This is a genomic window from Pseudomonas orientalis (assembly GCF_002934065.1).
Lineage (GTDB): Bacteria > Pseudomonadota > Gammaproteobacteria > Pseudomonadales > Pseudomonadaceae > Aquipseudomonas > Aquipseudomonas orientalis_A.
Window position 1 is genome coordinate 3841130 of sequence record NZ_CP018049.1, and the last position, 23529, is coordinate 3864658.

The following is a 23529-nucleotide window of genomic DNA, read 5'->3' on the forward strand; positions in this document are numbered from 1 at the left end:
GCCTTCAATAATGCCGATGTTAGCGCTAACAAAGCGCATTGTCTGCTACTCGCTCGAGCGAATGCCCAAGACATCCACACAGGCGCTGGCGGTCGCAGAACCGCAGCGGACCAGGGCACTTTTCGAGCGGGCATCGCATGCACACTTTTCCACGGCACACCCATTTACTGCTTCTGGCTGGCCTGAGCGCCCTTCCCGTCCCCGGCGCTTTTGCCGGCGACGAACCGGAACTCACGCTCAAAGCCGTTACCGTCACCGCGACCCGGCGCGAAGCGTCGCTGCAGAAAGTCCCGGTGGCGGTCTCGGTGCTCGACGGCGAACAACTGGAACGCGACAACCGCAATGGCGTGGCGAGCATCGCGCAGCAAGTGCCGTCGCTGAATTTCCGCACCGGCGCCTCGAACAAGGACACCTCATTGTTCGTACGCGGTGTGGGCACCATTTCCACCTCCCCCGGCGTCGAACCGACGGTGGCCACGGTCATCGACGGCGTGGTGTACGCCCGCCCCGGCCAGGCCACCCTCGACCTGCTGGACCTGGAGCGCATCGAAGTGTTGCGCGGCCCGCAAGGCACGTTGTTCGGCAAGAACGCCTCGGCCGGGGTACTGAACATCACCAGCAAGGCGCCGACTGAGCAGACCCATGGTTTTATCGATCAGTCGTTCTACAGCGGCAATGAAAGCCGCACCCGCTTCGGTATCGGCGGGAGCCTGGTGCCGGAGGTGCTCAAGGGCTCGATCAGTACCTTGTTCGGCAGCTACGACGGCAACGTCGACAACCGCCACAACGGCCAGGAGGTCAACGGTTACAACCACAAGGGCATTCGCGGCAAGCTGGAATTCACGCCCGATGACGACGTGAAGCTGACCCTGATCGCCGACTACATGCAGTCCCACGATGACGCACCCAATGGCGTGGTCAGCCAGTCCCTGAGCCCGGCGTTCGGCAACGCGTTGAGCCCGGTTCGCGCCTCCAGCGACAACCGCGGCATCAACACCGATACCCGCAGCCATGTGCAAGACACCAACAAGGGCCTGTCGGCCCAACTGGACTGGAACCTGGGCGACTACACCCTGACCTCGATCACCGCCTGGCGCGGCTGGGACAACACCCAGTATCAGGACGGCGACCGCCTCGGCACGGTCAGCGCCGCCTTCCCCGGCACCGCCGACAAGGGCGACCTGGCGTTCGACCAATACTCCCAGGAACTGCGCCTGGCCTCACCCAAGGGCGAGTTCCTCGAGTACGTGGGTGGCCTGTTCTACATGCATGGCAAGGACGAGGAAACCTACCGGCGCACCCTCACCACGACTACGCGCATCGACCGTGGCATCGCCGACTACAGCACCACCAGCGACAGCTACGCGGCGTTCGGCGAGACCACCCTCAACTTCACCTCGCGCTTTCGCGGTATCGCCGGGTTGCGCTATACCCATGACGACTTGAAGTACGACCACCGTCGCGTGTCCACCTCGTCCACCACCATCAGCGGCATTCAACCGGCCACCGCAAGTTCCGGCTCGGTGGACGAGGACGGGTGGTCGGGCCGCCTCGGTGTGCAGTACGACCTGAGCGACAGCGTCACCAGTTACCTGACTTACTCGCGTGGCTACAAAGGCCCGGCGTACAACGTGTTCTTCAACATGCAGCCGCGTGACACCGAGGCGTTAAAACCGGAAACCTCCAACACCTGGGAAGCCGGGATCAAGACCAGCGCGTGGAACAACCGCCTGACCACCAACCTGGCGGTGTTCCACAGCGACTACGACAATTACCAGGCCAACTTTTTCGACACGGTCGCAGGCCAGGTGGTGACGCGCCTGATCAACGCCGGCAGCGTCAGCACCGAAGGGGTCGAGCTCGATTACGCGCTGCAGGCCACCCAGCAACTCAAGCTCTCCGGCGCCCTGGCCTATACCCGCGCGCGCATCGACCAATTCGCATGCCCGCCAGGCGCGGCGGCCACCTGCAACGTGAATGGCAAACCCCTGCCGTACAGCCCGGACTGGAAAAGCTACGTGCGCGCCGACTACAGCATCCCCCTGGATAACGGCCTGGATATCGAACTGGGCACCGACTACAGCTGGCAGAGCGAAGTGCAGTACGACATCAGCCAGAACCTTGATACCAAGCAAGGTGCGTATGGCATCTGGAACGCCAGCGTGGCCCTGGCCGACTACACCCATGGCTGGCGCGTGGCGCTGCTGGCGAAGAACCTGGTCGACAAGTCCTACTCACCGCTGCTGGCCAGCGGCGGCAACTACATCTACCGCGCCGTGCCCCGTGACGATGAACGTTACGTCGGCGTGCAACTGCGCAAGGATTTCTAGCATGAGCCGTCAACTCAAACTCGGCGCGTTCCTGATGGCCACCGGGCACCATGTGGCCGCGTGGCGCCACCCGGATGTGCCGGCCAATGCCGGGCTGGATTTCGCCCACTACAAGCACCTGGCACAGGTAGCGGAAGCGGCGAAGTTCGACGCCCTGTTCGTGGCCGACAGCATTGCCGCCGCCACCGGTGAAGTCGCCAGCCGGATGGCGCGGTCGGATCATTTCGAACCGCTCACCCTGCTCTCGGCGCTCAGCGCCGTGACCGAGCATATCGGCCTGATCGCCACCGCCACCACCAGCTACAACGAGCCCTACCACGTAGCGCGCAAATTCGCCTCGCTGGATCATCTGTCCGGCGGCCGCGCAGGCTGGAACCTGGTGACCTCGGACAACGCCGCCGAAGCGCTGAACTTCGGCCGCGATGAACACCTGGGCCACACCGAACGCTACAGCCGCGCCCGGGAATTTCATCAGGTGGTGACGGGGTTGTGGGACAGTTGGGACGACGACGCCTTCGTGCGCGACAAGGCCAGCGGGCGCTATTACGACCCGCGCAAATGCCATGTACTGGACCATGTGGGCGAACATTTCCGGGTCAAAGGCCCGCTGAACGTGGCGCGTTCACCCCAGGGCCAGCCGGTGATCGTGCAGGCCGGCTCCTCGGAAACCGGCCGCGAACTGGCGGCGCAGACCGCCGAGGTGGTGTTTACCGCACAAACCTCATTGGCCAATGCTCAGGCGTTTTACCGCGACCTCAAAGGGCGCCTGGGCCGCTACGGGCGCGAGACGGACTCGCTGAAAATCATGCCGGGCGTGTTGGTGGTGGTCGGGCACACCGAGGCCGAGGCCCGGGCGAAATTCGAAGCGTTCCAGGAACTGGTCGAGCCCCAGGTGGGCGTGGCTTTGCTGGGGCGCATGCTGGGTAATTTCGACCTGTCCGGCTACCCGCTGGATGGACCGCTGCCGGCGCTGCCCTTGACCGACAGCGGGCAACGCAGCCGCCAGCAACTGTTGAGCGAGATGGCCCATCGTGAACAGCTGACACTGGCGCAACTGGGGCGGCGGATTGCCGGCGGACGCGGTCACTACAGCCTGATCGGCACGCCGGAGCAGATTGCCGATGAGCTGCAGCACTGGTTCGAAAACGGCGCGGCGGATGGTTTCAATATCCTGGTGCCGCACCTGCCAGGCGGGCTGGAGGACGTGGCCCGCTGGGTGGTGCCGGAACTGCAACGGCGCGGTGTGTTTCGTCGCGAATACAGCGGCAGCACGCTGCGGGAAAACCTCGGTTTGGCGCAGCCCGCAAATCGTCTTGGCACCACTCGATCCCGGGCGCTATGAGATCAAATGTGGGAGGGGGGCTTGCCCCCGATTGCGGTGTGTCAGCCACATAATTCATACCTGACAAAAAGCCATCGGGGGCAAGCTCCCTCCCACAGGTTGATGTGTGTCACATCCCTCAGAAATCGGCGGTTGCCGACAACAGGCAGGCACTACACTGCGGGAAAACCTCAATTTGACGCGGCCCGCAAATCGTCTTGGCACCACTCGGTCCCGGGCGCTATGAGATCAAATGTGGGAGGGGGCTTGCCCCCGATTGCGGTGTGTCAGCCACATAATTTATAGCTGACAGAAAGCCATCGGGGGCAAGCCCCCTCCCACAGGTTGATGTGTGTTTACAGCCCTCAGAAATCGACGGTGGCCGACAACAGGTAGGTACGCGGTGTCGACAGGGTCAATCCCGGCTCGCTGTCATCCGAGGCGCCGGCCGAACTCCAGTAGCGCTTGTCGGCGACGTTCTCCACATTGGCGCGCAGGGTGATGTGCCTGTCATCGACCTTGAACGCGTAACGCGCGCCCACGTCGATGCGGTTCCAGGCGTCGATCTGCTTGACGTTGGACTGGTCCAGGTACTGTGAGCTGGAGTAAATGCCGCGACTGGTCAGGGTCAGGCCTTCCAGCGTCGGCACGTCCCACTCGGCGCCCAGGTTCACGTTGTACTTGGGCGTGGCGGGCGCGCGATTGCCGTCGAACGTGCCGTTGGTGGTGTGGGTCAATTCGCTGTCGATGTACATCACCCCGCCGAGCAGGCGGAACCCCTTCAGTGGTTCGCCGAACACGCTCAATTCCACCCCATTGTTCTGGCGCTTGCCGTTCGGGCCGAACACCCGCGAGGTGGCGTTGGTCTCATACGCCGGTTGCTTGATACGGAACACCGCGGCGGTCACGGCAAAGGCACCGGCGTCGTACTTGGCACCCGCTTCGATCTGACGGCTGATGAAGGGCGGGAAGATTTCGTCCTCGTTGATCGAGGTGGACGGTGCGACCTTGCCCTGGCTCAGACCTTCCATATAGTTGGCGTACAACGACAGTTTGTCGGTGGCCTTGAACAGCACGCCGCCCGAGGGCGAGATTTTTTCTTCATCGTAGGCGGTGGCGCCTTTGACGTTGTCGGTCCAGTCGTCCACCTGCACCCGCTGCCAGCGCGCGCCAAGGGTCAACAGCAAGCGGTCGTCGAAAAAGCCCAGGGTGTCGGACAAGGCCACGCCGCTGAAGGTGTTTTCGGTATAGACCTTGGAATCAAAGCGTGTCGGCCGCGAGGGCACCCGGGTCTGGACCGGGTTGTAGAGATTGCTCGGCGCCGCCGCATACCGCGCGCCGCCGTTTTCAAAGTCCATATAGAAGTAGCTGGCCGCCAGGTTGATTTCATGACTGACCGGCCCGGTGTGGAACCAGCTGCGCACGCCGGCAGTGGCGGTGCGCACGTTCTCATCGCGGGTAAAATCACGCGGCAGCACGCTGAAATCCCCGGCGTTATTGGTGACCGACACTGCGTGGCGCAGGAAGTCATGGTTGCTCTTGCGCGCGCCTACCCCGCCGTACAGCATCACACTGTCGCTGAGGTCGAACTCGCCGTTGACCGTGCCAAAGGTGTCGTTGGTACTGGCCTTGCTCCAGGACTGCGCGTAGTTGCGTCGCACGTCATTGGCGCTCGGCACCCTGGCATTGGCGCCGACCTGCACACGCTCCTGGGGCGCGTCGGTGTCGCGCTCGGTACGGCCGATATCGGTGGAAAGGCGCAGGCGCTCGCCGCGAAAGTCCAGGCCGAGCACCGCCATTTCACGATCAACCGACTGATGGTCCCACTCTGTGTCCCCGGCCTGCTTCACCCCGTTGAAACGGATGCCGAATTTGTTGTCCTCGCCAAACCGACGCCCGATATCCACCGCGCCACCGGCCTGGCTGTCGGAAGCCCAACTGCCGGTGAACGAATTGATGTCCTTGTCGGTAGCCCGCTTGGGCACCACGTTGATCCCGCCGCCGACACTGCCGCGTGGGGAGATGCCATTGATCAACTGCGTCGGGCCCTTGAGGATATCGACGCGGTCGGCCATTTCCATGTCGATGGTGTAAGTCGGCAACACACCGTACAGGCCGTTGTAGGCCACATCGCTGTTGAACAGGCTGAACCCACGGATGGTGAACTGCTCATAACGCCCACCGGCCGGATTGGTGGCGCGCACCGAAGGGTCGCTGGCGATCAGATCGCCGAGGGTGCGCGCCTGCTGGTTCTTCACCGCATCGGCGGTGTAGGTGGTCATGCTGAACGGCGTTTCCATGAAGTCCCGCGCGCCCAGCAGCCCTTGCGAACCACGACGCGCCACCTGACCACCGGCATAGGAGTCGCCGTCGGCCAGCCCCGTGGTGCCCACGATCGACGTCGGCGCCAATTGCAAGCTCGCACCCTCCGGCACCGCCACCAGCACATACGCCTGCTCCCCCATCGGTTGCAATTGCAGGCCGGAGCCTTGCAGCAACCGCGCGAAGCCTTCCTCCACGGCGTAATCGCCGGACAGGCCACTGCTGCTGCGACCGCTGACCAACGCCGGATCGACCGACAGGTTGACCCCCGCCAGCCCGGCGAAACGCGTCAGCGCCGCGCTCAAACTGCCGGCGGGTACCTGGTAGCTGCGACGGGCGCCGGCGTCTTCGGCGTAACTGAACGGGATGAACAGCGGGCTGGTGCTGAGGCTGAGCATCAGGCTCAGTTTCAGTAAGGGACGCAAGGACAGGGCGGGGACTGCGGGCATGGGAAGGCTCTCGATTTTATTCACTGCCTGGAATGACAGGCGAGGTGAAAAAAAGGGACAGCCTGCAGTTGAATAATTATTCCTGGGCGCGATGAGATAACCATCCAGGTATCGCCGCCGCCTCCATCGGCCTTGCGATCAAATATCCCTGAACCTCATGACACCCCCACTCACGGACAAGCTCATACGTTTGAAGGGTCTCAACACCTTCAGCCACAACGCGGTACCCCAGCGAATGGGCAAGTTTGATAATTGTGCGTACCAGGCACTGGCTCCTGGGCTGCTGAACCAGGTTTTCAATCAGTGAACGATCCAATTTAACGACACTGGCGGGCAGCCGTTGCAGGTGGGACCAGTTACTGTAGCCCGTTCCGAAGTCATCAATGGCAATCTCGATACCCAACGCACGCAGCTGATTGAGATGGAGCAGCACGCTGTCGAAATCACCTATGCGGGCGCTTTCAGTCAACTCCACTTCCAGTAACCGAGGATCGAAATCAGCCTGTCGAACCCTATGGACCAGCGCGCTTATGAATATTGAAGACTCAATATCCTGCACCGTGACATTGATCGACACCTTGAAATTCAAGCCCTCACGCTGCCACTGAGCCGCCTGGTCGATCGTGTTTCGCAAGACCCACAGACTGATCTGCCCCATCAACGCTGTTTTTTCAGCCAGCGGGATGAACTCTGAAGGTCCGATTGGCCCCAGAAGCGGGTGCTCCCAGCGCAGCAGCGCCTCAACCGACGTGCATGTTCCGCTGCCGATATCAATACGAGGCTGGTAGACCATTCTGAATTGTTCATCGCTGGCTATAGCCGTTGCCAGCGAGCTCAGGATAATAAAAGTGCGCTGCTGCGCAGCGTCCAGTTTATCCTCGTAGTAACCCCAGCCAACCATTCGATCCCGGGCATCATCGGCGGCGCTGATCGCCAGACGTAGACACTCATGCGGCGACTTGCCTGCCCCCTCAAGTTTCAACAAGCCCACGCCGACGGTCATCTGCAAAGGAATGTCGTGGCACAGTACCGGCGTGATGTAGTCATTGATAATGGCTTTGCTGACAGCTTCTGCAATGGGGTACGGCAAAATAAGGCCGAACCGTGTAGGGCTGATTTTGTAAAGCCGCGATTCGGATGGGACAATCCCTAACAGGCGCTCCTTGATAGCCAGCATCAACTCCAAAGAGAACTCATAGCCCAACGTCTTGACCACCTCGTTCAAAAAGTCGGGAGAAATCACATCAATCACGACGATACTGCAGACTTCTGCGCGATTCTGAGCATTGCCGATGTCGCTCTCAAGCCGAGCGCGGTTGTACAGGCCTGTGGCCGGGTCAACATAGTTTTCCGATCTGAGCGCAATGATTCGACTCATCACCAGTCCAGCCAAATGCCTGAGCATTGAGGCATCTTGCTCGCTCATCATTGGCCTAGTGACGGTGTCGATCACGCACAGAGCGCCAAGACCCAAACCGTCGTCAGTGGTCAGGGGCGCGCCCGCGTAATAGCGGATGCCTGGAAGCCCGGTGACCAGGGGATTGTCCTGGAAACGCAGATCGAGCGTCGCGTCCAGCACCTCGAGAAGCTCATGGGAGTACAAGGTATAAGCACAGAAAGATTCGCTGCGGGGCGTTTCATTGATGCTCACGCCGACCTTGGCGCGGAACCACTGTTTGTGTTCATCCACAATTGAAATGAGCACGATGGGTGCCCGGAAGTATTCAGCACAGAGCGCAACGATTTGATCAAACGTACCATCGCGCTGATCGTCGAGCAGACATAGCTCTCGAATACGCAGAAGACGACGTTGCTCAAGGGTTGACAGATCTTCAGCGTGTTCCATCAGACTCTCAACGAAGGTAATGAGATAGAGGACGATTGTTCGACGTCGAATGCATACGCAGTGCGACCGACGATTCCTGCGCGACCTAAGCCACTTGAGTCGCGAACCTGCCCACCGCCTCGACGACTCTCTTGGCGCCATCCTGAATTTCAACAATGACCTGGCCGGCCTGCGTGGCAAGTTCAAGGCCTTGCTCTGCCTGGGACTTACTGTTTGCCATCTCAGCGACGGTTTGTTCCACCAGCTTCTGGTTCTGCAACACAACCGATGCGATTTCTTCAGTCGCGGTACTGGTGCGGCCAGCCAGTTGTCGAACTTCATCGGCTACCACAGCGAAGCCTCGCCCCTGCTCACCTGCGCGAGCAGCTTCAATCGCCGCATTCAATGCCAGCAGGTTGGTTTGCTGCGCAATACTGCTGATCGTCTGAATGATCGAGCTGATCAACAACGACTGCTTGCCGAGCGCCTCTACCCCGCCGGAGGCCGCCTGCATATCACCCGCGACTTTACGCATGGTGTGCATCGTATCGTTGACTACGACGGCTCCGCGCTGAGCAGTCACATCCGTCTGCTGGGAGATCTCAAATGCCGTTTGGGCTGCTTCACTGACGTCCTGTTCACGCGCAACCTGGTCGGTGATAACCGTCGCAAACTTGACGACCTTGCAGAGCGTTCCTTCGGTGTCATAAACCGGGTTATACGTCGCTTCCAGCCATACCGTCCTACCGCTGCTGTCAACACGCTCAAATCGCCCGGCGACAAACTCACCCTTATTCAAGGTAGACCAGAACTCTTTGTATTTCTGCGACGACGCTTCCTCCGGCCTGCAGAAAATACGGTGGTGACTGCCCTTTGCCTGGCTCAGGTTGTAGCCCATCGCTTTAAGGAACTGCTCATTGGCCATGAGTACATGCCCGGAAAGATCGAATTCGATCACTGCCGTCGAACGAAGTAATGCATCGATGAAGGATGTATTTTCCGACGCTTGTTCCACGCGCGAAGTGATGTTCGTGGCATGGCAGGTCACATGGCTCAACCTGCCACTTTCATCCTTTACAGGTTGCCAATGTGCGTGAAGCCACACCAGGGAACCGTCAGCGTGCAGGTACCTGTATTCATCAGAGATGGACTTGCCCGCCGCTACCGCTGCTCGAAAGTTATGGAAGCACGGAAGCTTGGATACGTACTGCGGAACAACATCAGCCATGGCACGACCCACGAGCCGATCCTGGTTGTAGCCCAAGGCGCCTGCGAAATGTTCGTTGCATGCGATAATTTTGAATGTCGGGTCGATACTCATCGTCAGCATTTCGCGGTTCAGGCCATCGCGCAGTTGGCGCAACTCCAACAGCTCTGCCGTCTGAGCGTGAAGCTGGTTCTTGAGTTTGGTATTGAACATGGAAAACCGCCTATAGGGTCATAACAAGTCTATCGGCACCGCCTGCATGATATTGAGGCCGTTCGACGCAGATAAATGATGGGGCGTTAAAGTACCGACCTGCGCCCCCGACGTGTCAACGACGCCGTCCTGCGCCAACCTGGCGCCCTAAGCCGCCGTGAAGAATGCCACTTTCGCCGTAAGGCGATCCGCCAGTTGCGAGAGTTCCATGCTCGCGGTTGCAACCTGATGCGAGCCGGTGGCTGATTGCACGGTGGAGCCGTGAATACGGTTGATGTTTTGAGCGACATCATCGGCCACGCCACTCTGCTGTACGGAGGCGCTGGCAATCTGGGCGTTCATATGACTGATGGCGCCAACCTGCTCGCTGATTCTGGCCAGCGCACTCTGCGCGCTGCGGGTTTGTGTGACGGTTTGGCTTGCCAGCTCGCAACTGTTGCGCATGGTTTGCGAAGCGGCTTCTGTCCCCAATTGCAGCGTGCTGATCATCTCCCGAATTTCCTCGGTGGACTGCTGGGTACGGTTGGCCAGCGAGCGCACTTCATCAGCGACCACCGCAAATCCGCGCCCATGTTCTCCTGCCCTCGCCGCTTCAATAGCAGCGTTCAGCGCCAGCAAGTTGGTTTGAGCGGCGATGGAGTTGATGACATCGATCACCGACTCGATATTTTCACTGTGTTTGGATACCTGATTTACGGTACCCGTGGTTTGCTCCAGCATTATTGCCAGTTGGTCAATGGCAACGGCAGTGCTGGCAACCAATCGATTACCGTTTTCCACTTCGATGTCGGCCAGGCGGGAAGCATCAGCCGCCTGCGCGGCATACCCGGATACTTCGCTGACCGTCGCGGCCATTTGCGTGATGGCCGTAGCCACCTGCTCGGCTTCATGGGTTTGCAGGTTGATCTGGTCATTGTTGGTCGACGAGGTGGCCGACAGTTGGATGGAGGAATGATTGACCTCCTGGGCTGCCCCGCGCACTTGTTGAATAGTCTGCGCCAAGTGCACAAGCGCGTCTTTGAGCACTCCCATCACGCTCTTGGGGTAATCAGTGGAAATCGTCTGGTTCAGATCACCCGCCGCCAGACGCTCAATGGCCAATGCCACCTCAGTGGGCTCCGCGCCCAATGTCGATTTAACGAAGCGAATAATCACCGCCGATAACGTGATGCTCAGCAGCAGGGCAATACCGGTCGCGATCAACATCAGGGTACTGAACTGGCTGGCCGTTTCCTGCACCGCGCCGAGCTTGGCCTTGATGGATGCCTCTTCATAGTCAATCAGCGCATTCACGCGCTTTAACCACTCGCTGTAATCCAAAGACGTTTGACGCATCAGCAGCGCCTGGGCTGCGGGAATGTCCCCCGCTCGGCGCAGTGAAATGACCGCCTGCGTGGATGTGAGGGTTTGTTGTTCAATCTCCTTGATTGCGGTCAGCAGGCGAAGCTCTTCGCCCGTCACGCTTGCGCGCGTGAACAACTGATCCATCGGCGCCGCCGAGTCGGCGTAGGCTTGCTCCAGGGCTTTGATCTGCGACAAGTATGTGTCCAGATCAGGGTCACTGGTCACGAGCACCGCATCCCGGATAGCAATGGCGCGGTTATGCACGCTGCCACGGAAGTTGATGGCGTAGCGCTGCACCTTTGCCGCGTTTTCACCGACATCGCCCAACGTGGCATCGATGAAGCCAACGCGCTGAATGCCGATGGCGGTGATCAACATCAGAAGTGCCAGGATGGCTGCGAAACTCAGCCCTATGCGTGTGGCCAACGAAAGCGTTTTCTTCATGGCTTACTCTGGAATATGCCCGTCATGGGACTGGATTGATGCGGATGACGCGAGGGGCGCGGTGAGCCAATCACGCTGGGTGGGTTGAAGATACGTCGATGCCGGATAAGCAATCCATTGAGTATTACGCACTGCATTGATAGCTCAGTGCTATCACGCGGAACCTAAGTAAAACGGCGACTGAGGACCCCGCCAAGGGCTCACGCAATAGCCCTGTATGTCACCGGCCTTGGCCTGATTGGGTAGTTTCAGCCAATCAATGACTTCCTTGCCGAGGCCCCTTATGGCACCGACTCACATCGCTTGCGCCTTTCTGTATGTCCTATTGCTGAGCACTGTCTGGCCTGGCCACGCCAGAGACCTGGCCGAGGGCCTTACCGAACAGTCACCTTCGGTGGCACTTGAAAATAAAAACCAACGGTACCCGCAATGGACCGGCATCGGCTCACTGAAAAACGCCTTGGGCCAGACCTGCAATGCCGTTCTGCTGGACACGCGCAATCGCCGGGGTAAGGCCGTCGGCCCGGCGTATGTGCTGACCAGCGGGCATTGTGTGTTCTACAGCTACGGTACAGCGCGCATCCGCCAGGCATTCAACGCCGATGTGACCTTCAATTACTTTCATGACACCCCCGAACGGCATGCCACCTACGCCGTCAAGACAGCACATTGGAGCAGCATGGCGGGCACTGACCTGGCCATACTCGAACTGGATACGTCACTGGCCGCGCTGGTGGCCAGCGCGATCATGCCACTCAAGCTGGCCTCTCATCGTCAGACATCGGGTCGAGAAGTGATCAACGTGGGCGCGCCGACCGGCTTTCTGAAAAAGGGCCTGCGCATGAGTGTCTGCGTGGAGTCGCCCCTGAACAGTTTTGCCGAACACCCCGGCGTGTTTCCAAGCGCCTTGCACAACCGCTGCAACGGTCTGCGCCCAGGCAGCTCCGGCAGCCCGATGCTGGACCGCAACACCAATGAAATCACCAGCATCATCAGCAAGGTCGCGTCTGCCATTCAAAAGGACATTCTCAACAGCTGCCAGAACAACTCGGCGTGCGAAGCGGCCAAATTCAACTACAGCTATCCCGCCAATGACGTGTACTACTGCTTTGTAGACGGTGTTTTCCGTAACGACACCCCAACCTGCCAGCTCAAGGCCGTTGACATCACGCTGGACGAGCCGTGGAATCTGAAACCGTATGTGCACTTGCAACGTGACGCCGCCGACCAAATTACCCGTCCGACCTGGAACCTGAGGTTCTCGATCCAGGAGCCGTTCTACCGATTCAAGGCCGTGAATGACCTCAGCGATTGCGCACGCACGCACGGCTACCAAGTCGCTGCCGGCTCTGACGAGGCCTATATCGACCAGCCCATCGGCCCAGCGCTGGGGCCGCATGTGCTATGCATACTCGGCGTGCAAAAGGCCGAGCAGCCGCTGACCGAAGCATTGCTGCGCAATGTGTTCACCCATTCGGTATTCCTGACCAACCCGGCACCGGCCCCGCAGCTCAAGCACCGCTATCACATCGCCTGGGAAAACCAGCACAACGGTTTTAACCGGCATTACTACTACAGCGTGAACCCGGCGATCAGCACCCTCTGCGGCGATATTGACGACGATCGCTACACCCTGGCCACGGATGGCATTTTTCTTGATATAGCCGAGCTGCCGATCACGCTATGCAGCTATGCGCGTAACAGCGCCGGGCAACCGTCGGCCATTCGTACAGACGTGATCAAAGGTGCAACGGATGGTTGAAGCCTTTGACCCGTCTTGCATCCGTAAAGGCTTGCGCGACGACACTGAGTGACCGCCCGGGTGTAGCGAATCAGATTTGTGCCAGACCGCCGTCGACGGCAACCTCACTGGCGGTCATAAAGCTGCTGTCCTGCGACGCGAGAAACGCGGCTGCCGCGCCGATTTCCTGCGGGTCGGCCATGCGTTGGAGCGGATTCATCGAGGCGAAAACCTTCATGCCTTCCTCGCCTAGCGCTGCCTTTGCGAGTTCGGTAGCCGTCGGCCCCGGCGACAACACGTTTACGCGAATACCGGTGTCCTTCAGGTCCTGCGCCCAAGTCCGCGCAAGGTTGCGCACGGCCGCCTTGCTCGCGCTGTAGACGCTGAATGCCGGAGCGCCTGTGGTGCCGGCACTCGATCCGGTCAGGATGATCGAACCGCCCTGCGCCATCAGCGGCAGCGCCTTCTGGACCGTGAAGATCACGCCCTTCACGTTGGTCTCGAAGGTTTCGTCAATGTGCTCGGCGGTGATCTTGCCGAGCGCAAGCGGGCTTCCCGCCCCGGCATTGGCGAAAACGATGTCGAGGGTTCCGCGCTCGGCCTTCACCGCCGCGTAGAGTCGATCAAGGTCGGCCAGATCGGAGACCGAGCCCTTCACCGCACGCGCATTGGGCCCGAGCTCGGCCACGGCGGCGTCGAGCGCGTCCTGGCGGCGGCCGAAGATAAAGACGAAGGCCCCTTCCTCGATAAAGCGTTTTGCTGCGGCAAGGCCGATACCGGTAGCGCCGCCGGTAATCACGGCGGTCTTTCCATTCAGTCTGGTCATGACGTGCATCCTTCGTTGGAGGTTATACCCAAGCAGGAAATTGCTTGCTTGAGACGAGGATGCAGCGCTGATAACCTAAGAACAAGTATGCACCTTTTGGTAAGTATCAAAAAATGACGAAAACAACTGAAATCTGCGACACCGGTTGTGGGCTCAACGCCACGCTGCGCATCATCTCGGGCAAGTGGAAACCGCTGGTCCTGTTTTTCCTGCGCGACGGCCCGAAACGCTATGGCGAACTCAAGCGCTTGATCCCTGGCGTCAGCGACAAGGTGCTGATCCAGCAGCTGAAGGATCTGGAAGCCGATCAGGTGCTTGCACGCAACGACTATAAGGAAGTGCCCCCGCGCGTGGACTACACGCTGACCCCGCTCGGCCGTAGCCTGGCCGATGCGATCATCCCGCTGTGCACCTGGGGAACCGAGAACGCAGCGCAAATGGCAGGCATCTTCGCCCAGCGCGATGCCTTGGCCGAGCGGGATGCAGACGAACCGCAGAGAAAGATGGAGAAAACTCAGACAGAATTGGTGCCATAGGCGGCACGGGGGGTTGGCCAGAGATTCGCATCACAAGATGCGGTGATGATTCAACTGAGAACCTACCGTTTACAGGGGTAAAAAAACGAACAATAAAAAGGGCCGCGAGATAAAATCTCGCGGCCCTTTGTATTATGGTCGGGACGGAGTGATTAGAACACTCATCATTGCCAACGTAAAAAAACGCGCTATATTGTGCTTACGACAAACACAAACCACCATATGAAGTGTTTTAGTGAAAGTCGCTTAGGAGATTAGGTGTAAAAACCACACTCGTAGGAAATTTACGATGACCGATCGACGCCCTATCAACAAAGATGTGACCGTTCCGAAGCCCGGCGGTGGCCAACAGCCTCGCTCGCGAAATCAAGATGGTCAAATTCGAGACAAACGGAGTGATGCCGGTAAGCCTCGGAGCAAATAGATCAATACTGAAGTGCGTCGCCTGGTATCCATTAAGCTACTTGGCGATGCAATACTATGAGTCGCGTCAATGTGACGTGGATTCAACCTTGCCGTTTATCAACGTCACCACCATGTATACGTAAACTTCCGTCCCTCACGCATATTGCCTCTGCTAGCAGCCTCCTTACCAGGAGTCTTGACGATATTCAGCACCTGTTCATATGTCATACCGGACTTAATTGCAGCGTATTGTTGATCACTGATATTAGGACGCTGGGCTTTTATCGTTTCAATATCAGGGAAGCCGGATTGATAGTTGACGTTATTGCCATTGCCAGAAATGACCGGACTGTTGTTACCGCTGGAGCTGTGCGAAACCGCAGGGGTCGGTAGGACGAGCGCCGCCACTGATACCAACGCTCCCAATATGCCTGCGTACAAGCCAATTTATTTCATGCTTGCCATGCCATTTTCTGGATTCTCAGATGATTCAGTTATACGGTCACGGCGAAGCGCCGAGCATCGAGGGCGGCAACAGCCGAGAATCCAGCGCCCTTCTTGAAGCTCATGTTATGGACGAAATTCTTCATCGCATCAGACGGGTCGATGGTTTCGAGGTTGAGTCCATCAACAGTTGGCCTAGAGAACGCAACACTCAGAATCGGCTGCTCCTCCATATGACCTGTCGAACTGTTGAGCACATTGTCCAGAGCGGTGACGATGACTAGGTCATCCGGCAGGATTGCCAACAACTCTCGACCTACTCGCAGGGCGCAACTGCACACGTAGTCCTGATGAAGTTCGTTGAACCTCCCCGCAGGCATAGCCTTGGTCGACAGCTTGCCGCTTTTGAGTAGAGATTTGATTTCGGTAGGAATCACGTCGGAGCCATGGATAGCGACTTTGGCTTCTAGGACACCACCTTCATGAACAATCATCTGAATAGCTGAGCCGAGGTGTGATATTTCTGCAAACGACTCGAAAGCTTCGATGGCATCTAGCTTGGCCTGACGGTCACCATCAAAGATACGGATCGCAATGTCCCTCTCCTCTGCCCACTCGGTATGGGCAGTTTTCCATTCATCAAGCTGAGCCTGATATCGCCTTTCGTCTTCCGCCTGCGCGGCGCCAATCTTGCTTTTAAGGGCTGCACGCTGACGAGCCTCTAGCTTGAAGAGCCGGGCCCAGAAATTAGGGTGATACGTAGCGGCCGCGTGCGTAGCTTCTTGTTCAAGAGTACCGCTCTTGAGTGGCTGTCTAGGTTCAGGATTGGAGAGAAGTCGCTTCCATTTCACAGCCTCGGCACACTCCTTGTGCATTGAAAGGATGATATCTACGTGATTTTCGTACACCTCAACTTCATACGCTGCTTGTTCCAGCGCTTCCATCTTTGCGTACTCTTTCTGTCGCTTTTCAAGTTCACGCTGACGGCGATGAGCGTTACGCTCTGATCGCCGCGCAGACGCTTGCAACGAGCGTACAGTCCCTTTCCAACCCATCACGACTCTCCATACCGTTAATGTGATGGCACATTAACATAGCTCCTGGTTCTGCCTGAATCACCTGAACACCTGGAAACTGAAAATACCAGGGAACCCAGAAGGAGGGCATATATACTCCACGCATCACAGAGCGAGGGCTGGGCCATTTATTCACAAATAAGGGGTACCTTCACGGCCCCCCTTTTTTCTCGCTACTCCGCCGTTTGACGTATGGCCTTCTCAATTCGCTGACGTCCTGCATGAGCAAGCTTGCTTACACCAGCTTCCTTCGCGACCGCGTATATCAAGGACTCCCCTTCGTGCCCCCGTTGTACCATCTCATCAACCAAAGCACGCAGTTCTGGCAGGCAGATTTCAGATAGCCCTCTCGTGGAATCTTCGTCGCCGGGCTTACGGAAGACGACACTGGTATCCGACTCGATATGAGTAGGCCAGAAGAAGACTCCTGTCTGCTCCTCTTCATGTGAACGGAATCGTGCCCGGGCAATTTGGTCAACGCGATCACGTATCCGTGAGCCGGTTCGTACCCAGCCATGAGCACGGGCAATGCGCCTTGCGAGCGCCGTGTCCAGAACCGGTCCCTCTTCCGCTACGACATGAGCAATCATCTGCTCCAACGTTTCCGTGTAACTCGCCTCAAAGAACTGATCTGGATCGACCAACCCTACCGCCTGACGAGGGTCGGCTTCTTTATAAATCAAATATTCAAGGGGACGAGCAAAAGCCAGGACATCCTCATCTGGTGTGATAGATGCAGCCTTGGCGTACTTCAAATCAGGCAACGCGCCTGAGGGGTCATTGGATTCGACCACACTATCCACTGTGGCGACCACAGTAACCTGACTTGCTACCTCAACGACCTCAGCCATAGCTGCGTCGATTTTCAGTCGCTCTGCCTCTTGAGTTGCATCGATGACAGCCTGCTTGGCTCGGGAATCCGCTAGAATCTCGTTCAGCCGTTGATGTACCTTTTCGGCAGTTCCAATTGCATCAACCCACCAGTCCGTCGACCATATCCTAACGATCTCCCAGCCAAGTCCACGCAGTACAAATTCACGGAGCTTGTCACGATCACGAGCGGTCGCACTGCGGTGATAGGTAGCACCGTCACATTCAATCCCGGCAAGGTACCGTCCAGGTGCATCAGGGTGAACAACCCCAAGGTCTATTCGAAAGGAGGAAACGCCAATCTGGGTAAATATCTGCCATCCCTTTTTAGCCAAGGCCGCTGCAACCGCCTCTTCGAATGGGCTGTCGAAACTACCCACGCTACCAAAGTCAGCCTCTGCAAGAGCCCGTGGGCCACGCTCTGCAAACTCCAAGAAGTGCTTAAGATCTCGAACCCCGATCGCTTGCGTACGAGCTAGATCAATATGCTCTGGGCGCAAGGTCGAAAACACCACAAGCTCCTGGCGAGCACGGGTTATTGCCACGTTCAGTCGACGCTCACCACCAGGGCGGTTCATCGGACCGAAGTTCATGGAAAGCACACCGGCAGCGTCTTTTCCGTAGGTGGTCGAGAAATAGATGATGTCTCGCTCATCGCCTTGAACGCTCTCAAGGTTCTTGACGAACACAGGTTCCAGCTCGGACTCAGCGAAATACGAATCGAGTGATGGGTCTTTCCGGCAAGCCTCATCCAGCATGTCCATGATGAGCTTCTGTTGCTCGCCGTTAAAGGTTACGACCCCCACGGTCCGCCCGCTTTCGCGGAAGGCCGGAGACTGTAGGCGGGCAACCAAATCAGCAACTAAATATCTTGCTTCAATTAAGTTTGTTCGCGACCCACCCTTGTCATATACACCCGGGACTGGGCATAACCGTACTGCTTTGTCGGCCGTAAACGGTGATGGGAAAGTCACCAGCTTCGACTGGTAGTATCGCTGGTTCGAGAAAGCGATCAGACTTTCGTGGCGGCTACGGTAGTGCCAGTTCAGATTACGCATTGGCAGATTGGCACTGATGCACTCGTCCAGAATACTCTCGAGGTCAGCCTCTACATCCTCATCTTCAGCGGTCGACTCCGCTCGGTTAAAGAACGAAGTCGGAGGGAGCTGTTTGGGGTCGCCCACCATCACCACTTGCTTCCCTCGGGCCATTGCGCCGATGGCATCCCAGACAGGTATTTGAGATGCCTCATCGAAGATAACGAGATCGAACGGCGTCGAGGCAGGAGGCAGATACTGAGCAATGGATAGAGGGCTCATGAGCAAACATGGAGTCAGCTTGGTTAGCGCTTCTGGCGCACGACTCATTAGCTCCCGCAATGGGATGTGCTTGGTCTTCTTGCCCATCTCATGTCGCAGAACGCCCCACTCTGAAGAGCGACTTACACTGTCTTGGCTTGGTAGGTCGGAACATAGCCGAGCCCGGAGCCAGTCCTTGGTCAACTCGGTGAACTTGTCATCCAAAGCCCGGAAATCGCGAATTCGTTGCTCATGCTCCACGCTGACGAACGTCCGGATCACCTCTTCATTATCGACCGTCGTATTCAGCCACCAGCGGGCGTAATTTACTTCCAATACACGACGGACTTTTCCAGAGCTGATGGCTCCTGTTTCCATCGATTGAACAATCGGCGCCAGGCCGACAGCGTAGGCTTCATCGCGAACCTTCCGCCAAGCGCACCATGCCTTAAGGCGCGATTCAGACGAGACGACAGTTTCGCAGTTTGTCTTGATATCACTTAGCGCCAGGTGAGCAGTTTCGATGACGCCCATTTCGGTGAAATGACCGACAGCCGTCAGGTGCGCCGCTCGCGCCTGTAGCAACTCAAGCTTTTCTCGAAGAGCAACACCGGCATTGGCTATAGCAGCCTCCGGTTCAAGTAGTGCGTTACCATCCCCCAACAGAGTTTGAAGCGATGTTTTGTAGGCCGCGACCTGCTCAGGATTGAGTGCCAGCTTCGCCACCGCGGTAGCCATCTCCCCCTGAAACGCTGCCGCACTACGCACGACATCAACTTTCGTTTTCAAGTCATTCCAGACAGGAACGATTTCTCGCAGATCGGCCAGATCCACCAACTCTCGCTCAACTGCTGCTCTGTTCTTGAGCAACTCAAAATCAGCTTTTAACGACGAGCCACAACGCCCCTCCTCTACATGAGGATGGTCGTCGACAAGCCGACCGCGTTCTTCTATGCCACGTCGTTCAGCCTGGAAGCGCAGAGCTGCAGTCAGCACGTCAATATCCGTGGTCAAACCGCTCCAGAGAGAGCTAGTTGCTGAGCTGAGATCAACCAGCTCATCTAACCCAGCATCGAGACGAGTCAGCGCACGCAGCCGGCGGAGTTCCTCCTTCAGGCCATCACCTAGCTGGCCCTGCTCAACCAACTGCAAGCCGTCATCGATCCAGGCAGAATTACTTTTCTGAAGCCGCATAGCCTCTTGCAGCTTGATCGCTGTCGCGAGATGCGTTGCTTCGGATTTGGCACCTTGCCAAACAGCAACACACTCATGACCTGGCTCCAGCTCATCGATTGCTCGACGCACCGACCGAATCTCTACCCAAGTAGCGAGATCCTTGCCATTGTCGACTTCACCTGTTGACGTCTGCGTCGGAGCCAATAGCCCAGCGATGCGGCGTTTTCCGAACCAAGACTTAGGCCAGAAAGACTCCTCCGCGTCTTTCCACTCGCGCAGCAGGAGTTCGGTATCAAGTACTTCAATCGCATCAACGTAGGACGCCGTTAGCTGGTGCTTGAGGTCGTCTATCTGACACAGCAATGTGACAGCTTGCCCGAGAACGTCAGTGACATTTTCTGGCCAGGCCGAGCCTAGATCAACGAACGTAGCGCGGCGTTGCTGCAGCAAATCAATGCCTTGTTTAGCTTCAGCAATAATACGAGAGGACCAGAGGGATGAGAGTCTGGAGTTAATGTCCCGGTGTTCGTCGACCCAAGTGCAGCCGTCACTCAGACGTTTAGAAATCGAGCGAGCATCGGGGCGCAGTGCGAAACGCCAATCATGCCCAGCGGCAGCAGGAAGTGCTCGAGAAAGGATCGATAGCCCCTCAAGCGCTGTTGGGGTGTACTCCGTAACAGGAAGCCCAGACAGCTCAACAAAGCGATCGGCAGCTCTCTGGACTTCAAGCACAGCGGGAAGCACGTCACGAGCCGCCTGCACGAATTGTTGCTGCCAATGAGGCGACCACTCTGCTTGGCCTACCCCTGACAAAGCGTTGCCTGCCAGCTGACTGTAACCCACAGCCTGTGCGTTCACTTCAAGGCGGTCGCCCAGCTCTCGAAGTTCAAGCATGGCCTTCTGATCATGCGTTTCCGGAGATGGCCAACCAAGTGGAGCTACTGCCTCATCAACACCCGATGTCACCGTCCCGATGGCATCGTAGATGGTGTAGCCGTTGCGGTGCCGGCGATGCAGACGCTCGACATAAATATTGAGGCTGTCACGCAGGGACGCGAGCCGCTGCGCTTCCACCTCCCATGCGGCAGCATCTACCTGCCCTTTCGCTTCCCAAGCCGACTGTAACTGAGCAAGGACATCCGTTTTCCGAGCTTTGCTGGAGTGAAGTTCAAGGCAGAACTCACCCAGACCGATTTCACGCAAGCGCCGGTACACGACATCCAGGGCAGCAATTTTCTCAGACACGAACAGCACCCGGCGCCCTTGAGCGATCGACTGGGCGATCATGTTGGAAATCGTTTGGCTTTTACCCGTGCCAGGTGGGCCGATGAGAACGAAGTCTTTACCCTTGGCTGCGGCCATCACAGCCGCAAGCTGAGATGAATCAGATGGCAGTGGGCAGAACACATCAGTCGGGCCGTAATCACGGTCCAGAGACTCAGCCTCCGGAAACGGGGTATCGGAGATGAACGAATCGCGTGGCGTATCCAGAAGATGCTGGACTACTGGACTCTGTCGAAGGTGCTCTGCATTCTCGGCAAGATCCTTCCACATGAGATACTTGGCAAATGAGAACATCGAGAGCACAACGTCCTCGTTAAGCTCCCAGCCAGCGATGTCCTTAATCGCATGACCAACTTTGTTCCAAATGCCTACGATATCCAGACCGGAGTCGTCCCGAGGCAGTTCCTGCTCCAGCGAACCTAAGCCCAGTTCAAAGTCTTGACGCAGCATCTCGATCAGAGTCGGGTTAAAACGAGGCTCATCATCGTGCAGCACCATGGTGAATCCAGAACGCGCACTCTTACGCTCCAAAGTGACAGGAACCAAGACCAGTGGCGCTTTGTACTTTTGTCCGGCCCTATCCTCACGCGTCCAGCTAAGAAAACCGATAGCCAGGAAAAGCGTGTTGGAGCCACCTTCCTGCAAAGCAGTACGAGCGCTTCGATATAACTCAGTTAACCGGACATCCATTTCGGCGGACGTCAGCGCAACGAATACTTCCCTACGCTTGAGAGCATCTTCAGCATGACGACGGCGAACATCTTCTCGCTCACGCTGTTCATAGAGTGTGCGCTCACGCGGATCTGCGCCATCCATCAGGTCAGGCCTGGTAAGCAGCTTCAGAGACTGTCCACTTGCAAGAATGTCCTCGAGAGCACCGGGATCAGGAGATTCAAGCTTCAGCGCTCGCTTACCCATTTTGAAATTGAGCAAGTTATTTCGAAGCGACAGATCCAGAAGCTTTCGCTGCCACCGGCCGAGGCGATCTGCTGGGTCGAGCTTAGACAGATCCTCAACCTGCACCTTAATATTGTCATCGGCGATGCCAATCCCTTCCTCCACAAGAAGCGATGGGGCTTCATCAGACTCAGCAACGGCGACACGTGCAATCTGGGCCTCTGAGCTGGCGAGCGGTTTGATACGTTGCAAACGGGCGCGACGGATATCTAGCAGCATCTCGAAAACACTTTCAGCGTCTTCGGCTACCTGTTTCGTGCCCATCTCTACCGCATAAGAGAATGGCGGTATCGAGGCGTGGGTAATAAGAGTGGTCTCAAACAGCACGAGCTCCTGAAGCTTCACCCGCTTACGTACTGCAGTGACATCATCCACCACGGCAGTCGTAAACTCTTCTGGCTTAAGCCACAAACCAGCAAAAGCATGGCCATGGGTGAATACGATCACGGGGTTAAGACCAATCTGCTCCAATGCTGCGCAGAAAAGCAGAGTCAGGTCGAGACAAGTAGCCAACCCGGAGTCAGCAAGCTGACTGGGGCTACGAATCTTCTGTCCTGATTGTTCAAAGCTGGCCGGCGGCAACGCATAGTCGAGCTTCATGCGCGCCACCGCGCCCCACACTGCCGACGCCAACTGCCAAGCTCTTTTGGGGCCACCCTCATATCCATCAAGTGCCGACGGCTTATCGCTAAGACGAAGCAACTCGGCCGCCTGCTTGAGCAACCGCTCAACCGCTGCATCATTCGGCTGAACAAAAGCCGCAGTCATATCTGGTATATGCCGCAATCCGCCCCACTGGTTTCTGGGCAAAAGGTCTACGACCTGTTCAAGCCGAGCAACTTCCTTGCGACCGCTCTCCGCCTCCTTGTCATCGGCTTCGAGGACAAATGTAAAGGTCGACATTTCTGACTCTGTCAGGCGACTCAACAACGGGCCGTCCAAGACAAGATCAAGCCCAGGTATGACCCGGAAGCTATCTGCAGCGATCTCGTCGATCCGCCAGATCTTGGACTTAAATACCTCGGGGGCAGAGCTAAGCGTAAGAGTGGCATTGGCGAAACGATTATTCGTTTCGTTCGAGATACGAAGCTCGCGAATCACAGGGATAGCGTTCTGGAAATCTGCAAGATTTAGCTTTGCTACCAAGGTGGCAAGGACCTTTACTTCCTTAGGCGGGGCTTCTTCTTGGGGTGTGAGGGGCTGAACGATATCGTCCATGCGCAACAATCCTTGTCGTTATGCTCAAGGGAGTGCCGAAACTGACCGGCCAGGGAGCCCCTCTTGAGCTGATGGCGGGATGATATCTCTTATAGTCACAGCCGTAATGTGCCTTTGGTCGTCACTGTTCTCCCAGGCCATCATCGAACGTCAGATACTACGCCCGACACAGCTCAATATCGAAAAAGGACGGAAGTCCATCGGGCAAATTTCGATAGTGGTATCACATCGAAAAATCCATCA

11 protein-coding genes and 1 pseudogene are annotated in these 23529 nt (G+C 57.5%); 4 read left to right on the forward strand and 8 right to left on the reverse strand.

Annotation, left to right across the window (positions count from 1 at the left end; genetic code table 11):
* Positions 1-137: 137 nt before the first annotated feature.
* Both BOP93_RS17180 and BOP93_RS17185 read left to right on the forward strand, forming a co-directional pair.
* Complete coding sequence (locus tag BOP93_RS17180; RefSeq protein WP_104503611.1) at positions 138-2330, forward strand: TonB-dependent receptor; 2193 nt, start codon at positions 138-140, stop codon at positions 2328-2330.
* 1 nt (position 2331) lies between these two features.
* Positions 2332-3672 (forward strand): LLM class flavin-dependent oxidoreductase, encoded by a 1341-nt coding sequence (locus BOP93_RS17185; RefSeq protein ID WP_104503613.1) that lies wholly within the window; start codon positions 2332-2334, stop codon positions 3670-3672.
* Between the two features lie 344 nt (positions 3673-4016).
* Here BOP93_RS17185 and BOP93_RS17190 read toward each other — a convergent pair whose 3' ends face one another.
* The 5 genes and pseudogenes from BOP93_RS17190 to BOP93_RS17205 all read right to left on the reverse strand — a co-directional run bounded on the left by BOP93_RS17190 (position 4017) and on the right by BOP93_RS17205 (position 11455).
* Positions 4017-6422 carry a TonB-dependent receptor gene (locus BOP93_RS17190; protein WP_104503615.1) on the reverse strand — a complete coding sequence of 802 codons (2406 nt, stop codon included), beginning with the start codon at positions 6420-6422 and terminating at the stop codon, positions 4017-4019.
* Positions 6423-6498: 76 nt separating this feature from the next.
* Positions 6499-8268, reverse strand: a complete 1770-nt coding sequence (locus tag BOP93_RS17195) for a putative bifunctional diguanylate cyclase/phosphodiesterase (protein ID WP_162303219.1) — start codon at positions 8266-8268, stop codon at positions 6499-6501.
* Between the two features lie 85 nt (positions 8269-8353).
* On the reverse strand, positions 8354-8791 hold the full coding sequence (locus BOP93_RS28265; protein ID WP_244653295.1) for a methyl-accepting chemotaxis protein: 438 nt from the start codon (positions 8789-8791) through the stop codon (positions 8354-8356).
* Positions 8792-8893: 102 nt separating this feature from the next.
* Positions 8894-9667 (reverse strand): annotated as a pseudogene (locus tag BOP93_RS28270) (PAS domain-containing protein); the annotation flags it as partial.
* A gap of 147 nt (positions 9668-9814) precedes the next feature.
* Entirely contained in the window at positions 9815-11455 is a 1641-nt protein-coding gene (locus tag BOP93_RS17205) for a methyl-accepting chemotaxis protein (protein WP_104503621.1), read from the reverse strand.
* Positions 11456-11738: 283 nt separating this feature from the next.
* Between BOP93_RS17205 and BOP93_RS17210 the strand changes: the two genes are divergently transcribed.
* Positions 11739-13217, forward strand: a complete 1479-nt coding sequence (locus tag BOP93_RS17210; RefSeq protein WP_104503623.1) for a trypsin-like serine peptidase — start codon at positions 11739-11741, stop codon at positions 13215-13217.
* Between the two features lie 70 nt (positions 13218-13287).
* On the opposite strand, the gene BOP93_RS17215 is transcribed toward BOP93_RS17210, so the two are convergent.
* Positions 13288-14022: an SDR family NAD(P)-dependent oxidoreductase gene (locus BOP93_RS17215; protein WP_104503625.1), complete on the reverse strand. Its 735-nt coding sequence runs from the start codon at positions 14020-14022 to the stop codon at positions 13288-13290.
* A 113-nt stretch (positions 14023-14135) separates the two neighbouring features.
* On the opposite strand from BOP93_RS17215, the gene BOP93_RS17220 reads away from it, so the two are divergent.
* Positions 14136-14558 (forward strand): winged helix-turn-helix transcriptional regulator, encoded by a 423-nt coding sequence (locus BOP93_RS17220; protein ID WP_065892488.1) that lies wholly within the window; start codon positions 14136-14138, stop codon positions 14556-14558.
* A gap of 899 nt (positions 14559-15457) precedes the next feature.
* Here the strand turns inward: BOP93_RS17220 and BOP93_RS17225 are convergent.
* Positions 15458-16351 (reverse strand): hypothetical protein, encoded by an 894-nt coding sequence (locus BOP93_RS17225; protein ID WP_237140365.1) that lies wholly within the window; start codon positions 16349-16351, stop codon positions 15458-15460.
* Between the two features lie 305 nt (positions 16352-16656).
* Positions 16657-23286: a DUF3320 domain-containing protein gene (locus tag BOP93_RS17230; RefSeq protein WP_104503629.1), complete on the reverse strand. Its 6630-nt coding sequence runs from the start codon at positions 23284-23286 to the stop codon at positions 16657-16659.
* Between the last annotated feature and the right edge of the window lie 243 nt (positions 23287-23529).

Bases quoted from the DNA above. Each gene is read 5' to 3' on its own strand.
- BOP93_RS17180 (WP_104503611.1), top strand. From the start codon at position 138: ATGCACACTTTTCCACGGCACACCCATTTACTGCTTCTGGCTGGCCTG.
- BOP93_RS17185 (WP_104503613.1), top strand. From the start codon at position 2,332: ATGAGCCGTCAACTCAAACTCGGCGCGTTCCTGATGGCCACCGGGCAC.
- BOP93_RS17190 (WP_104503615.1), bottom strand. From the start codon at position 6,422: ATGCCCGCAGTCCCCGCCCTGTCCTTGCGTCCCTTACTGAAACTGAGC.
- BOP93_RS17195 (WP_162303219.1), bottom strand. From the start codon at position 8,268: ATGGAACACGCTGAAGATCTGTCAACCCTTGAGCAACGTCGTCTTCTG.
- BOP93_RS28265 (WP_244653295.1), bottom strand. From the start codon at position 8,791: ATGCACACCATGCGTAAAGTCGCGGGTGATATGCAGGCGGCCTCCGGC.
- BOP93_RS17205 (WP_104503621.1), bottom strand. From the start codon at position 11,455: ATGAAGAAAACGCTTTCGTTGGCCACACGCATAGGGCTGAGTTTCGCA.
- BOP93_RS17210 (WP_104503623.1), top strand. From the start codon at position 11,739: ATGGCACCGACTCACATCGCTTGCGCCTTTCTGTATGTCCTATTGCTG.
- BOP93_RS17215 (WP_104503625.1), bottom strand. From the start codon at position 14,022: ATGACCAGACTGAATGGAAAGACCGCCGTGATTACCGGCGGCGCTACC.
- BOP93_RS17220 (WP_065892488.1), top strand. From the start codon at position 14,136: ATGACGAAAACAACTGAAATCTGCGACACCGGTTGTGGGCTCAACGCC.
- BOP93_RS17225 (WP_237140365.1), bottom strand. From the start codon at position 16,351: ATGGAAGCGCTGGAACAAGCAGCGTATGAAGTTGAGGTGTACGAAAAT.
- BOP93_RS17230 (WP_104503629.1), bottom strand. From the start codon at position 23,286: ATGGACGATATCGTTCAGCCCCTCACACCCCAAGAAGAAGCCCCGCCT.